This window comes from Rathayibacter sp. PhB151 (genome assembly GCF_004366415.1).
GTDB classification, from domain to species: domain Bacteria; phylum Actinomycetota; class Actinomycetes; order Actinomycetales; family Microbacteriaceae; genus Rathayibacter; species Rathayibacter festucae.
Genome location: NZ_SOEN01000006.1, coordinates 1,419,769 through 1,433,192, shown reverse-complemented (window position 1 = coordinate 1,433,192; position 13,424 = coordinate 1,419,769). Strand labels below are relative to the sequence as shown.

Genomic DNA, 13,424 nt, shown 5'->3' with positions numbered 1-13,424 from the left:
CTGCATCCAAACAGGTCGTCGGGGTCGCCGGGGCGGGAGTCGGGGTCGGATCAGGGGTTCCCCCGATGGTCGGCGGCTGTGGAGGAGGGTCACACTCGAGCCATGACAGCAGCGAGCACGACCCCGCCGGACCCGGCGCAGGAGACGGCGGGCGATCCGCCGACGCCGGACCCGACCGCCGGAGCAGGCGATCCCGGGACCGGCACCCCCGGCCCCGGCGCCTCCGCACCCGGCCCCGACTCCTCCTCCGAGAACCGCTTCCTCCTCTGGCTGCGCTCCCTCGATCTCGCCCGCCGGCCCGGCTGGGTCGGCGGCGTCTGCTCCGGCATCGCCGATCGCCTCGGCATCGACCCGCTGATCGTGCGCGGGATCTTCGTCGTGGTCGCCGTCCTCGGCGGCCCGGCCTTCCTCTTCTACGCGGCGGCCTGGCTGCTGCTGCCCGACGAGGACGGCGTGCTGCCGGTCGAGGAGCTGCTCCGCGGCCGCCTGACCCGGGTCCACGCCGGGATCGGGGCCCTGGTGCTCGCCTCGATGCTCCCGGTCGCGCAGGGCTTCTGGTCGCTCGGCGGCGCGTACACCGGGACGGTGCCCTGGGCGCCCGCCACCGGCCGTGCCCTCTGGACGGTCGTCGTCCTGGTGCTCATCGTGCTCTTCGTGGTCTGGATCGCCCGCCGCTCGGGCCGCACCGACCCGACGCCCCCGCCGTACGGCGGCCCCGAGGGGCCTGGCGCCTCGACCGCCGCCTACCCCGCTCCCACCGGCGACCCGGCGAGCGCCGCTCCTCTCCTCCCCCCGCAGCGCCCGGCCGAGGCGCGGCCCAGCACCCCGGAGGACCTCGCGCTGTGGCGCGAGCGCCAGGAGGAGTGGAAGGCCGAGCGGGAGGCGTTCCGCGCCCAGGAGAGCGCGACCGCCCGCGAGACGGCCCGGGCCCGTGCCGAGGAGTCGCGCCTCCGAGCCGCCGCGATCACCGCGGCGCGCCTCGAGCGGCGTCGGCTGCACCGCGAGGCGAACCCGCGGCTGCGGAGGAGCGTCACCCTGCTCGTGCTCGGCCTGGCCGCCGTCGTCGGCGCGATCGCGTCGCTCACCGTCTCCGGCTCGACCGCGACCGTCGTCGGCTTCAGCGTCGCGACCCTGGTGCTCGCCCTGGCGATCGTCGCCGCGGGACTGCTGCGCCGGCGCGCGATCCTCCTGATCGCGGTCTCGGTGATCACGGTGCTGACGGCCTCGACGGCGTCGCTCGTGCCGCCCGAGCGCCAGCTGCTGCCGATGCTCAGCTCGTACGGCCTCTCGAACGCGGTTCCCGGCAGCTACGCGATGGTGGCGGGCGACCTGCAGATCACGATCGACCCGTCGCTGGGTGCTCCGGGGGAGGTGATCGACGTCTGGCAGGGCGCCGGGAACATCACCGTCGTGCCGATGGCCGGAGCGGCGGTCCGCGTCGAGGCGTCCACGGCGAACGGCTACTACTGGCTGACCACCGCCTTCGCCGACGGCGACGTGGGCTCCGAGCCGGAGAACGTCGAGTACAGCCGCGACGGAGCCACCTGGACGCAGACCTTCGGCGACCCGGACGCCGAGCCGGTCGTCGTCCGGATCGCGCAGGGCCGCGGCGGGGTCACCGTCTACGACCGGACCGCCGAGGACTCGACCAGCGGCGCCGCACTCGACCAGGACGGCACTGCGACCGCGGAGCCGACCTCGGGGGCGACCGCTGCCGCGACCGACCTGCCGACCCCGACGGACACCGGCACCCCGACGGACCCCACCACCCCGACAGACCCCGGCACCCCGCCCGGGACCGACAGCACGACCCCGACGGAGGCAGGACGATGACCGCGCAGAGCACCACCGCCACGCAGACCAGCACCGCCACGGAGACCGCGAAGCGGCCCAGGATCCGCGCCGGCGCGATCGTCTGGGGGCTGGTCCAGGCCGCCGTCGCGGTCCTCCTGCTCCTCCTCGCCGCCGACGCCGGGCTGCGGACCGCCGTCGTCGACTGGGCGCTCTCGCTCGGCCCGGCCGGAGCCGCCGCGATCGCGATCGCCGCGCTGGGGACGATCGCCCTCCTGATCGGCCTCGTCCGGGTCCTCGACCGGCGCTGACGAGCGGCAGCAGGGCAGGGAGGCGACCGACGTCCGTGGGGAGTCGGGTCTCGATACGCCCCTGCGGGGCTACTCGACCAGCATGCAGAGACGCCCCTGCGCGGCTACTCGACCAGCATGCAGAGACGCCCCTGCGCGGCTACTCGACCAGCATGCAGAGACGCCCCTGCGCGGCTGCTCGACCGGCATGCAGGAGGGCGTCTCTTCCCAGGAGATGCCGGGTCGCGGAGCCACGCACCCGCCACCCGCAACCTTCTGGGCCGAGGCCGGACACGAGCGCAGACTCGCAGTCCGGCCTCGACCGCGCGCGCGAGCGCCCGCGCGCGGACAGGCGCCTCCCCCTCGCCGAATCGAGACCGCCGATGCCCGACTCCGCCCGCAGGACGCTCTGATGGAGCTCGGCATCGCCGCCGTCATCAGCGTCGAGGAAGAGAACCGCTCCCGCTCTCGCGGCCATCGATGATGCTCATCGCGCGCCTCCGAGCCAGAGTCCTGCTGCTGCGGCGATGACGCTGAGGAGGAGCATGCCGAGGGCGTTGGTGACCGAGGCGAGGCGGCGTCCTTCGGCGAGGAGGCGCACGGTTTCGAGGCTGGCGGTGGAGAAGGTGGTGTAGCCGCCGAGGAAGCCGGTGCCGAGGACGAGTCGCCACGATTCGGGGGCGATGCCTGCGAGGGCGAGCCCGGTGATCAGTCCGAGGAGGAGTGATCCGGTGACGTTGATGACGGTGGTGCCCCAGGGGTAGGCGCCGCCGGTGCGGGCTTTGATGAGCCCGTCGAGGAGGAGCCGTGCTGCGGCTCCGATTCCACCGGCGAGGGAGAGCGCGAGGAACAGTGCGGGTGTCATGCCGGCACCTTCCTCTGCGTGCGTCGCCGGTGGAGTGCTGCGGCGAGGACGATCCCGGTCCAGGACGCGAGGGCACCGAGGAGGACGGTGCCGAGCGCGTAGAGGGCGGCGGGTGCGGGGTGTCCTGTGGTGAGCAGGTGGGCGGTGTCGGTGGCGAGGGTGCTGTAGGTGGTGAAGCCTCCGAGCGCTCCGGTACCGAGCAGCAGCCGTGCGGTGCGGCGTCGGCCCTCGTCGCTGCCGGCTCTGGCGAGGCCCTCCAGGAGCACGCCGAGCAGGAGCGCGCCGACGATGTTGATGGCGAAGACGACGGTGTCGAAGGCGGGACCGGCGGGGAACGCGAGGGTCAGGCCCTCCCGCGCCCCGGTCCCGACCGTGCCGCCTGCGGCGACGAGGAGGAGGTACCGCAGGCGCAGGTGCACGGGTCGTGGCGTCCCGTCGGGGGCGTCGTCGACGTCGAGGTCGCTGTCGACCGGCAGCTCGGGGTCGGGGTCCGGGGGGCGGTGACGGTGGAGGTCATCGGTCACGAGGAGTGGGGCCTTTCGGGAGGGGGCGGGTCAGTGGGTGAGACCGTAGTGCAGCGCGGGGTCGAGGTGCTCGATGTCGACGAGGCGGTTGTACTTCGCGACCCTCTCGCCGCGCGCGGGGGCGCCGGATTTGATCTGCCCGACTCCGGTTCCCACCGAGAGGTCGGCGATGAAGGTGTCGAGGGTCTCGCCGGAGCGGTGGGAGACCATGCAGCGCATGCCGGCGTCGTGCGCGGCCGCGATCGCGTCGAGGGTGCCGGTGACGGTGCCGATCTGATTGGGCTTGATGAGTGCGGCATTGGAGTAGCCGTTGCGGGCTCCGTCGCGGATGCGGTCGGCGTCGGTGACGTAGAGGTCGTCTCCCACGAGCTGCACCCGGTCGCTGATGGTGTGGGCGAGGAGGGCCCAGCCCTCGTGGTCGTCCTCGGCGAAGCCGTCCTCGATGCTGCGGATCGGGTAGTCCCCGATCAGCTTCTCGTAGTAGCGGGCGAGTGCGTCGCGGTCGAGGTCGGTGCCGGCGACGGTGTAGTGGCCGTCGCCGTGGAAGAAGCCGTTCGCGGCGGGATCCATCGCGATCGCGATGTCACCGGTGCCGGGCTGGTATCCGGCGTCGGTGATCGCTGCGACGAGGAGGTCCAGGGCGTCTTCGGGCCGGTCGATGGGGGGCGCGAAGCCGCCCTCGTCTCCGAGCCCGGAGGTGCCGTAGGCGGTGCGGACGCGGGCGGCGAGGGCGTGATAGATCTCGGCGCCGACCTGCACGGCCTCCTCCTCGGTGCCGGCGGAGACGGGGGCGATCATGAACTCTTGGAAGTCGAGGCCGTTCGCGGCGTGCGCGCCGCCGTTGATGACGTTGAAGTGCGGGACGGGCAGGGAGGCGGTCGCCCCGGTGTGATCGGCGATCCACCGGTGCAGGGGCAGGCCGGTGCGCGCTGCGAAGGCGCGGGCGGCCGCGATGGAGACGGCGACGACGGAGTTCGCTCCGAGGCGGGCGAGGTTCGCGGTTCCATCCAGTGCTCGCAGCGCTTCGTCGATCTCGCGAAGCGAGGTCCAGGAGTGCTCGAGCAGGAGGGCGCGGATCTCGCCGTCGACGGCCGCGACAGCGGAGCGGACTCCGCGTCCGCCGAACGCGGGGCCGCCGTCGCGCAGCTCGACCGCTTCGAACGCGCCGGTCGAGGCGCCTGCGGGGGCGGAGGCGTCCAGGACGGTGTCGTCGTCCAGACGCAGGGTGACAGCGACGGTCGGGAAGCCGCGGGAGTCGAGGATCTGCCGTGCGGCGACGTCGGTGATGACCAGCGGGTGTCCGGCGGGGTGGGCGACGTACTCGCCCGATCCGTGGATGCTGGTGCGGGTGTGGCTGATGTAGTCGTTCATCAGGTTCCTCCTTCGTGGGCGAGCGTGATCGCCGCCCGGTCGGCTCTTGCGGGGTCGAGGTAGCGTCCGCTCCTCGAGATCGGTGTCCCGGACGGCCCGGTGTCGTACAGGTACGGCTGACCGGTCGGGATGTTCAGATCGCGGACCGCGGCATCGCCGAGGTCGTCGAGAAGGGCGCGCAGCGCGCGCAGGGAGTTGCCGTGCGCGACGATGAGCACCGTCTCGCCCTCCTCGAGGGCGGGCAGGATGCGCTCCTCGAGGAGCGGCTGCAGACGGTGGACGACGTCGCGCAACGACTCCGTCTCCGTCATCGCCTCGGCCGGCTGCTCACGGAACGCCGCGGACCTGTGCAGCTGCGCGAAGGCGGCGGCGGACAGAGCAGGCGGGCGGACGTCCATCGACCGGCGCCACTCCAGGAAGGCGTCGGCCCCGTACTGGGCTCTGACGGCGCTTTTCGACAGGCCGGTGAGCGCTCCGTAGTTGCGCTCGTTCAGCCGCCACTGGCCCGCGACGATCCGCGGCCGCCCTGGAAGGGCGCCGGCGATGATCCGGGCCGATTCGGTGGAGCGTTGCAGGGTCGACGTGAGGATCAGATCGGGGTCGATCGATGCGTCCCTCAGCAGCGTCGCGGCCTGTCGCGCTTCGTCACGTCCGAGGTCGGTGAGGGGGACGTCGAGGACGCCGCAGAAGAGACCGTCGGCGTTGCCGGCACTCTCACCGTGGCGCACGAGGACGAGCGGGGGATGCGCGGGCATGAGTCACCTACCTGGTCTCTGATCGAGAAGGTAGGAACCATCAGCCTCGGCGGCAGTTCGAGCTCACGCTCGGGCGGGATCCATCGCCACTGCCGTCAGCTTACGCCCGCACCTCGGTCAGGACCAGGGCAGCGGCTCCGAATCATCGACCGGGGAGAGGGGGATCATGAGGACCGGCCGGTGCTGACGGTGAGAAGCAGCCCCGGCGCAAGGGGGTCTCGAATCGTCGTCGGCGCGGTTCACTCAGTGCATGGATGGTCTGCCTCTCGTTGTTCTCGTCGTCGTCTTCCTCGCCGCCGCCGCAGTGGTGTGGATCGCCGGCATCCAGTTGTCGAAGGCGACGGACGTTCTGGACGCGCGTCTGCACCTGGGGAGTGCGCTGGGCGGTCTGATCGTCCTCGCCGTCGCGACGAACCTGCCGGAGATCGCGATCACCGTGTCCGCCGCGCTCTCCGGGAACCTGGACGTCGCGGTCGGCAACATCCTCGGCGGCATCGCACTGCAGACCGTGGTCCTCGTCGTCCTCGACCTGTTCGGCAAGCGCGGAAAGGGTGCGAAGCCGCTCACCTACCGTGCCGCGTCCCTCACACTCGTGCTCGAGGGGCTCGTGGTCGTCGCGGTGCTCGCCGTCGTCATCGCCGGCAGCCAGCTGCCCTCCGGACTGGAAGTGCTGCGCCTGACCCCGGACGTCGTCCTCATCGCCGGCCTCTGGGTCGTGGGGCTGCTGCTCGTGCAGCGCTCCGGCAAGCACCTCCCCTGGCACGAGGACGGGCGGGCCCCCGACGCGACAGCATCCCCCGCGAAGAAGAAGACGCACCCGATGAGCACACGCAAGGCGACCGTCGTGTTCACGATCTCCGCCGCGGCGACCCTCCTCGCCGGTGTCGTGCTCGAGCGCGCCGGTGACGCGGCATCCTCGCAGCTCGGTCTCTCAGGGGTGCTGTTCGGAGCCACCGTGCTCGCTCTCGCCACCTCCCTCCCCGAGATCTCGACCGGGCTGCAGGCCATCAAGCAGGGCGACGACAACCTCGCCATCAGCGACATCTTCGGCGGCAACGCCTTCCTCCCCGTCCTGTTCCTCGTCGCCACCGTCCTCTCCGGCACCGCAGTCCTCCCGCAGGCGAACTCGTCCGACATCTACCTCACCGCTCTCGCCGCCGTGCTCACCCTCGTCTACGTCGTCGGACTGATCTTCCGACCCACCCGCCGCATCGCCGGCATGGGAGTCGACTCGGTGATCGTGCTCGCGCTCTACGCCGTCGGCATCGGCGGGCTCTTCGCCATCACCGCGACATGACGTCCGTGCCGCCGTGTGCAGAGGTGACCACTCCGGTTCGGCCCGGCCCGGCCGTGCACCGGTCAGCGCATCTCGTGCGCGATCTCCAGGAACGCCGCCGCGGACGACCCGATGCGATCGGACCAGATGGCGCGGAGGGGTCGCACGAGTGCTGGTCCGCGGAGGGGCACTCGTATCAGTGAGCGCGCGGCGAGATCTGCTTCGACGGTGAGGATGCTCATGACGGCGGGCGCGATGCCGGCGCGGGCGTTCGCTCGGATGATCGCCGTCGTCTCCAGGATCGCGGCGGGAGTCGTGGGTGCGAGCCCGGCGTCGTGGAGCCATGCTTCGAGGGTCGTCCGGGTGCCGGAGCCTTCCTCTCGTGTCAGCAGTGCGGTCCCGGCCACGTCCTCGGCGCTGATACTCGCCGCGCGTGCCCAGGGGTGGTCCGGTGCGACGACGACAGCGAGTTCGTCCTCCGTGACCACGTGAGAGGAGAGCGTGGCCGTGGACGCCGGAGTCTCGACGAATCCGAGCTGCGCCGCACCGGATCGCACGAGCTCTGTGACCGTGGCTGAATTGCCGGCGATCAGCTGCACACTCACCTCGGGTGCGCGCTGTCGGAATTCGAGGAGCCAGGGTGGGAGCAGCAGTTCGGCGATCGTCTGCGACGCCGCGAGGACCAGTGAGCCGGTCGGCTGTCGCAGTGCTGCCGCGCCCGCCTCGAGGCGGCGGGACGCCTCGAGGACCGGGCCGGCCAGCTCGAGCACGAGCCGGCCCGCGTCGGTCATCAGGGACCCGGTCGGAGAGCGGCGCACGAGCGGCTGCCCGATGGCGCGCTCCGCGACCCGCAGACGCGCCGAGACGGCCTGCTGGGTGACGCCGAGGTCTTCGGCGGCGCGGGAGAGCGAGCCCGCCTCGGCGATGCGTTCGAGCACCTCCAGCGTGTCGAGATCCAGGATCCGGTCCGTCAATCGCCGCGTCGCCACAAGCACTCATTGTGCCCCGCCAACACGATCGCTGTATCGGCTGGGGACGGCGATGCTCAGGCTGGAGTCATGACAACTCTCTCCCCCGCCCGCGCATCTTCCTCGATCGGGCATCCTCCGCGGTCGAGGCGCTTGTTCCGGGAGCTGGAGCATCCGGGACTGATCGTGTCGAACCTGACGCCGAACTGGTTCGCGTCGATCATGGGCACCGGCATCGTCGCGGTCGCCGCCGCGTCCCTGCCCCTCCAGTTCCCCGGACTCCGCACCGGGGCCACCGTCGTCTGGGCGATCGCCGCGCTGCTGCTCGTCGCGCTGACGGTCGCGACCGGGCTGCACTGGGTCCGCTACCGCGGTACAGCGATGAGGCACCACCTGAATCCGGTCCTCTCGCACTTCTACGGCGCGCCTCCCATGGCGTTCCTCACCGTCGGCGCGGGAACCCTCCTCCTCGGCAAGGACTGGATCGGCCTGCCCGCCGCTGTCACCATCGACTGGGTGCTCTGGGGTGCGGGGACACTCGGCGGGCTGGCGACGGCGGTCCTGGTGCCCTACCTCGCGTTCACCCGGCACGAGAACAAGCCCGATTCGGCGTTCGGCGGCTGGCTGATGCCGATCGTTCCGCCGATGGTGTCCGCTTCCACCGGCGCACTGCTGCTGCCGTACGCGCCCGCCGGGCAAGCGCGGGAGACGCTCCTGTGGTCCTGCTACGGCTTCTTCGGCCTCAGCCTGGTCGCGTCGCTGGTGGTGATCACCCTGATCTGGAACCGGCTCGCGCAGCACAAGGTCGGAGCGGCGGGGATGGTGCCGACGCTGTGGATCGTCCTCGGTCCGGTCGGACAGTCGATCACCGCTGTGAATCTGCTCGCCTCGAACGCGCCCACCGTCGTGGACGCCGGCACGGCGCGTGCGCTGCTGGTCGTGGCTCTGGTGTACGGCTTCGCGATGCTCGGCTTCGCACTGCTCTGGACCGTCATCGCCCTCGCGATCACCCTCCGCACCGCGAAGGAGCACCTGCCGTTCAGCCTGACGTGGTGGTCGTTCACGTTCCCCGTCGGCACCTGCGTCACCGGACTGAACGGCCTCGCCCTGCACTCCGGTCTCACGGTCGTCGCCGGCCTCGCCGTGCTCTACTACGTCGGCCTGGTCGCCGCGTGGATCTTCGTCGCCGCCCGCACCTTCCACGGTTCCGTGATCCGCGGCACCCTGCTCGCACCACCGCGACCGGCCTGACCGGGATCGAGGATCATCGTGGACATCCGGACCCTGAACGCCCTCGCCGAGACCTGGCGGAGTACCGCGGACGCGACCGGACGCTTCGTTCCGGGCTTCGATCCCCGCTCCGGCGGCACCGCCAGTCGCGTCCTGGTGCTGATGCAGTCACCCGGCCCTCGGACGATCGCCGCGGGATCCGCTGCCGTCTGCAGTGAGGACAACCTCGGGCCCACCGCCGCCGCGTTCCGGGCGGCCCGCATCGAGTCCGGACTCTCCCGCGACCACTACCTCCGATGGAACCTCATCCCGTGGGAGATCCCTGGCCGCGTCCGCCCCGCGGACATCGAGCAGGGCAGGCTCGCGCTCGGTGAGCTGCTGGAGCTGCTGCCCGCGCTCGACGCCGTCGTCACCTACGGGACCGTGGCGCTCGACGGGGTCATGCGCTACCTGACCCTGCACGATGATCCCCGTGTCATCCCCGTCCTCGCGGCACCGCACCCCTCACCGGCCAACGGACGTCACCGCGCCGACCAGCACCTCCGCTCCGTGAACGCGCTCCGCCTCGCGAATCGTCTCGGATCCGGTCGGCGACTCGCAGACTGACGGCACGGAAGGCAGACGTCCGCGGCTCGGTCGGCACCGGTCCTCGTGACCGATGAGGCGCTGATCTCAGACGGTCCCGGTCCGCGGACCGCTGACGGGACCGGCCTGGTCGTCCACGATGTCGACGGTGTACGCCGCGCCGTGCTCGAGCGTGTGGCCGACGGTGCACTGACGGTCGACCGCCCGGCGGGTGCGCTCGGACAGTGAGGCGATCCGCTCGGGATCGAGCGCCGACAGGTCGGCGCGGATCACGGCGGTGATCGAGTCGTAGCGGTCCTCACCCTCGGGCTTGGTCGCGGTGATGTCGGTGGTCGCTTCGAAGTCGGCTCCGAGCCGGCTGGCGAGGAGGTGGTCCGAGGAGAGCATGCCGCAGGCGGCGAGGGCGAGGTGCAGCAGCTCGCCGGGCGAGAACACGCCGTCGGCCTCCGACCCGCCGATGCGGACCTCGGCTCCTCGCGCGTTGCGGCCGATGAAGCTTCTCGGGCCCTCGCGGGTGATGTGCAGCGGCGTGGTCTCGGTGCTCAAGGTCTGCTCCTGTCCGGTGTCCGCGGCACCGCGGGCAGTGTCGGTGACTCCTGCGGGTGGATGGTGTCTCAGGTGTCGGTGCGGACGAGGGGGGTGTTCGTGCCGCGGACCCTGATGTCGACACCGGTGATCTCCGACCGGGCGATGCCCGTGGACGCCGCCAGGTCGACGGCGCGCTGCCCGGCCGCCGTCCAGGTGGCGACGGTGATCGTGCTGCCGTCTGTGCGGGTGATCACGAGTTCGTACTCCGCGTCGGCGGGCGCATCACCACTGTAGGTGCAGCTCCACTCCAGCCGGGTGCCCCACGGCTTCCCCTCGACCTGGATGTCCGCAGCGAGAGCGGGATCGGCCGCGATCGGGTCCATCGGTTCGAGGGTCGCCTCGCTCGCCACGGGAGCGCCCGCGATGCCCGTGCCGAGAGCGACGCCTCCGAAGACGGAGGCGGTGACGGCGGCCGCGACGGCGAGGGACGTCACCAGCCGGCGCCGACGTCGGCGCGTCCGGACACGGTGGGCGATGGCGGGCAGCGTCACCATCGACGGCGGCGCCTCCTCGCCGTCGTCCGATGCGCTGATGGCGAGAGCGTCCTCGACGGAGAGGCGACCGACGATGCCGGGCAGTCCTGCCAGCTCTGCCACGGCCGCGCGGCAGGCCGCGCAGCCGCTGAGGTGCTGCTCGTACTCGAGTCGCTGATCCGCGGGGAGAGCGCCGAGGACGTAGGACGCGTCCCAGTCGCGGTACTCGTCCTCCGTCGCAGAGCTTCCGTGGTGGTCGTTCATCGGGTGACGCCCCTTTCCTGCAGAGCCAGTCGCAGACCGCGCAGTCCGTAGTGCAATCGGGATTTCGCTGTTCCCTCGGGGATGGAGTGCCGGCGGGCGATCTCGGGGACGGTGTGTCCGAGGAAGTACGCGTCCACCACGATCCGACGATGCTCCACCGACAGCGAGGCGAGAGCGTCGGCGACGAGGATGCTGTCCAGGACCGCGTCGGTGCGATCGGGGACGGCGCCGCCGCCGTCCTCGTCCTTCGCCGGCACTTCGCGTCGGCTCCGAGCGGAGCGGGCGTCGTCGATGACGAGGTTGCGGGCGACGGTGAACAGCCACGCGCGCGCGGCGTCGGCGTCGCGTTCGAGGACCTGCGGGCGCTGCCAGGCCCGGACCATCGTCTCCTGCACGACGTCCTCCGTCAGCGCCGCATTCCGAGTGAGGTTCTGCACGAAGCGCCGCAACGCCGGGCCGTGACTCTCGTACAGCGCCGCCAGGAGCTCATCGACGGGGCGGGGCACAGTGCTCACCGCCTCGAAGCGCCACGGCGCGCTCCCTCATCACGGTTGCTGCGATCACTGCCGGTCATCCCTCTCCGTCCTTGCCTGTCGAGAACCGGCGACCCGTCCGGGCGATGCGCTTCGCTGCGCGGGGACGGGTCGCCGTCGCATCAGGACGCCGGGGTGGCGGTGCTCATGGCCGCGGCTTCCTTGTTCATCGTGCCGTCAGGGAGGAGGACGTACCAGGCGTCCTTCACACCCTGCCCGTTGACCTGACCCGGCGCGGTGTCCTTCGCGAACCGGTAGACCGGCCATCCGTCGACGGTCAGCTGGGTCGTCCCGTCGGTGCGCGTGATCGAGCCGACCTCTCCGGTGATCCCGTCCGCGGCGGTCGTGCTGGACGCCGACACGGCCGGCCAGGTCGTGGCGCACTCGTCGTAGCAGCTGCTGCTGCCCGAGTTCTGCGTGTCCTTCGTGAACGTGTAGACGGTGGAGCCGGCCTCGTCCGTGATGATCTCGCCCAGCGGCGAGGACGCCGTCGTGAGAGCCGCCGTCTCAGCGGAGGCGGTCGCGGTGGCGGAGGCCATCGCGGAGGCGGAGGGGCTGTCGGCCGGCGCTTCCGACGAGGCGGCCGAGCCGGCGGCCGTCGAACATCCGGCGAGAAGGACGGCGGCGAACGCCGCAGTCGTCACAGTGGTCGCGATTCGCTTGAGCATGATGCCTCCTGTAGTGCGGGGGCCGAGGTGGTCCCACCGAGGACACGACACAGCAGTCGCGGACGTTCAACGAGGCGAGAAGATCGCTGGGACGCTGCTGATCCAGGGCAGCACCCTGCCGCTGCTCATCCGCGCCACTGGGATCCGCGGGGTCGACGTGCCGGAGGACCAGCGCGAGCTCGCGGGCCTGCTCGACGAGATCACCGAGAAGGCGCTCGCGGTCCTCGAGAAGCCCGGCGAGGTGGTCGAGGGCGTCGACGACGTCGATCCCGCGGCGGACCCGGCCCGACGCCCGACCCGCGACCTCAGCCCGTGGTCGTCCGCGTCATGATCGCGACGACGAACAGCCCCGCCCAGAGCGCGCCGCAGACCAGCAGCCGCAGGTTGCCGAGCACGATGTCCTCCGGCGCCGACGCCCGCCCGCGCTCGATGTCGAGGGCGTAGAGGAAGAGCGCCGCACCGAAGGGCACCACCGACGCCATCGACCAGAGCGAGTTCTCGCCGTTGATGAACAGTGCCCACAGCGCGTAGGAGATCATCGTCAGCGACGCGGCGACCGACCAGATGAAGCGCAGGTAGCCCGGCGTGTAGACCTTGAGGGTCGAGCGGGTGTGGCTCTCCTCCTTGCCCTCGCTCTGCAGCTTCTCGGAGTAGCGCTTGCCCGCGACCATGAACAGCGAGCCCGAGGACACCGCGAGCAGGAACCACTGCGTCAGCGGGATGTCCGCGATGGCCGCGCCCGAGATCGCGCGGAGCACGAAGCCGCCCGCCACGATCAGGATGTCGATGACCGGCTCGTGCTTGAGCCAGAGGCAGTACGAGATCTGCATCACCAGGTAGGCCGCGAGCGTCGCCGCGAACCAGGTGAAGCCGAGGAGGAAGGTCACCAGCACCGGCACGATCATCAGCACGAACGCGGCCGGCCAGGCGACCTTCAGCGGCAGCGCGCCCGAGGCGATCGCGCGGAAGCGCTTCTTCGGGTGCACGCGGTCCGACTCGACGTCGAGGAGGTCGTTCAGCAGGTAGCCGCCGGAGGAGGCGAGGCTGAACGCCATCACCCCGATGACGGTCGCGACGAGGATCTCGGGCTCGAGGATGCGTGCGGCGGCGACCGGAGCGGCCAGCACCAGGACGTTCTTCAGCCATTGGCGCGGACGCATGGCGGCGACGAGTGCGCGGGCGGTGTTCACGACGTCTCCCTCTCGGGGGAACGGGGCCAGGAACGGCCGGATCGGGCGGGATC

General features: G+C 71.5%; 16 protein-coding genes and 1 riboswitch. Of the genes, 6 read left to right on the top strand and 10 right to left on the bottom strand.

Translation table 11 applies throughout. The features are described from left to right. Positions 1-102: 102 nt before the first annotated feature. Together EDF35_RS07285 and EDF35_RS07280 are read left to right on the top strand one after the other, a co-directional pair. Positions 103-1,833: a PspC domain-containing protein gene (locus EDF35_RS07285; RefSeq protein ID WP_133961411.1), complete on the top strand. Its 1,731-nt coding sequence runs from the start codon at positions 103-105 to the stop codon at positions 1,831-1,833. Beyond that, a complete protein-coding gene (locus EDF35_RS07280) occupies positions 1,830-2,102 on the top strand; it encodes a hypothetical protein (protein WP_123447184.1) in 273 nt (90 codons plus the stop codon). Before EDF35_RS07285 ends, EDF35_RS07280 begins: the two co-directional genes overlap by 4 nt. A gap of 466 nt (positions 2,103-2,568) precedes the next feature. Here EDF35_RS07280 and crcB read toward each other — a convergent pair whose 3' ends face one another. From crcB to EDF35_RS07260, 4 genes are read right to left on the bottom strand one after another with little or no spacing between them, the layout of a single operon-like run. Continuing rightward, entirely contained in the window at positions 2,569-2,946 is a 378-nt protein-coding gene (crcB, locus tag EDF35_RS07275) for a fluoride efflux transporter CrcB (RefSeq protein ID WP_133961409.1), read from the bottom strand. After that, positions 2,943-3,470, bottom strand: coding sequence for a CrcB family protein (locus EDF35_RS07270; protein WP_243839873.1), 528 nt, complete (start codon positions 3,468-3,470; stop codon positions 2,943-2,945). The genes crcB and EDF35_RS07270 overlap by 4 nt, the downstream gene beginning before the upstream one ends. Positions 3,471-3,500: 30 nt before the next feature. Beyond that, the gene (eno, locus tag EDF35_RS07265) at positions 3,501-4,841 is read right to left on the bottom strand and encodes a phosphopyruvate hydratase (protein WP_133961407.1); all 1,341 of its coding nucleotides are present in this window, start codon (positions 4,839-4,841) and stop codon (positions 3,501-3,503) included. After that, the gene (locus tag EDF35_RS07260) at positions 4,841-5,596 is read right to left on the bottom strand and encodes a 2,3-diphosphoglycerate-dependent phosphoglycerate mutase (protein ID WP_133961405.1); all 756 of its coding nucleotides are present in this window, start codon (positions 5,594-5,596) and stop codon (positions 4,841-4,843) included. Before EDF35_RS07260 ends, eno begins: the two co-directional genes overlap by 1 nt. A 24-nt stretch (positions 5,597-5,620) precedes the next feature. After that, positions 5,621-5,693, bottom strand: a riboswitch (Fluoride riboswitch). 153 nt (positions 5,694-5,846) lie between these two features. Here EDF35_RS07260 and EDF35_RS07255 point away from each other — a divergent pair. Further along, positions 5,847-6,893 carry a sodium:calcium antiporter gene (locus EDF35_RS07255; protein ID WP_133961403.1) on the top strand — a complete coding sequence of 349 codons (1,047 nt, stop codon included), beginning with the start codon at positions 5,847-5,849 and terminating at the stop codon, positions 6,891-6,893. A 62-nt stretch (positions 6,894-6,955) separates the two neighbouring features. Here EDF35_RS07255 and EDF35_RS07250 read toward each other — a convergent pair whose 3' ends face one another. Then, positions 6,956-7,846, bottom strand: coding sequence for a LysR family transcriptional regulator (locus EDF35_RS07250; RefSeq protein WP_243839872.1), 891 nt, complete (start codon positions 7,844-7,846; stop codon positions 6,956-6,958). Between the two features lie 180 nt (positions 7,847-8,026). On the opposite strand from EDF35_RS07250, the gene EDF35_RS07245 reads away from it, so the two are divergent. Further along, a complete protein-coding gene (locus tag EDF35_RS07245; RefSeq protein WP_243839871.1) occupies positions 8,027-9,091 on the top strand; it encodes a TDT family transporter in 1,065 nt (354 codons plus the stop codon). A gap of 18 nt (positions 9,092-9,109) precedes the next feature. Next, positions 9,110-9,676, top strand: coding sequence for a uracil-DNA glycosylase family protein (locus EDF35_RS07240; RefSeq protein ID WP_243839870.1), 567 nt, complete (start codon positions 9,110-9,112; stop codon positions 9,674-9,676). Between the two features lie 66 nt (positions 9,677-9,742). Here the strand turns inward: EDF35_RS07240 and EDF35_RS07235 are convergent, their stop codons facing one another. The 4 genes from EDF35_RS07235 to EDF35_RS07220 all read right to left on the bottom strand — a co-directional run bounded on the left by EDF35_RS07235 (position 9,743) and on the right by EDF35_RS07220 (position 12,181). Then, complete coding sequence (locus tag EDF35_RS07235) at positions 9,743-10,201, bottom strand: OsmC family protein (RefSeq protein WP_133961397.1); 459 nt, start codon at positions 10,199-10,201, stop codon at positions 9,743-9,745. Between the two features lie 68 nt (positions 10,202-10,269). Continuing rightward, positions 10,270-10,980, bottom strand: a complete 711-nt coding sequence (locus EDF35_RS07230; protein WP_123447193.1) for a zf-HC2 domain-containing protein — start codon at positions 10,978-10,980, stop codon at positions 10,270-10,272. Further along, positions 10,977-11,486 (bottom strand): sigma-70 family RNA polymerase sigma factor, encoded by a 510-nt coding sequence (locus tag EDF35_RS07225; protein ID WP_056045897.1) that lies wholly within the window; start codon positions 11,484-11,486, stop codon positions 10,977-10,979. The genes EDF35_RS07230 and EDF35_RS07225 overlap by 4 nt, the downstream gene beginning before the upstream one ends. 149 nt (positions 11,487-11,635) lie before the next feature. Next, positions 11,636-12,181, bottom strand: a complete 546-nt coding sequence (locus tag EDF35_RS07220) for a hypothetical protein (RefSeq protein ID WP_133961395.1) — start codon at positions 12,179-12,181, stop codon at positions 11,636-11,638. On the opposite strand from EDF35_RS07220, the gene EDF35_RS07215 reads away from it, so the two are divergent. Continuing rightward, the gene (locus tag EDF35_RS07215; protein WP_133961393.1) at positions 12,180-12,512 is read left to right on the top strand and encodes a hypothetical protein; all 333 of its coding nucleotides are present in this window, start codon (positions 12,180-12,182) and stop codon (positions 12,510-12,512) included. The genes EDF35_RS07220 and EDF35_RS07215 overlap by 2 nt on opposite strands. Here the strand turns inward: EDF35_RS07215 and EDF35_RS07210 are convergent. Then, positions 12,487-13,371, bottom strand: coding sequence for a decaprenyl-phosphate phosphoribosyltransferase (locus EDF35_RS07210; RefSeq protein WP_133961391.1), 885 nt, complete (start codon positions 13,369-13,371; stop codon positions 12,487-12,489). The two genes, EDF35_RS07215 and EDF35_RS07210, sit on opposite strands and share 26 nt — an antisense overlap. Between the last annotated feature and the right edge of the window lie 53 nt (positions 13,372-13,424).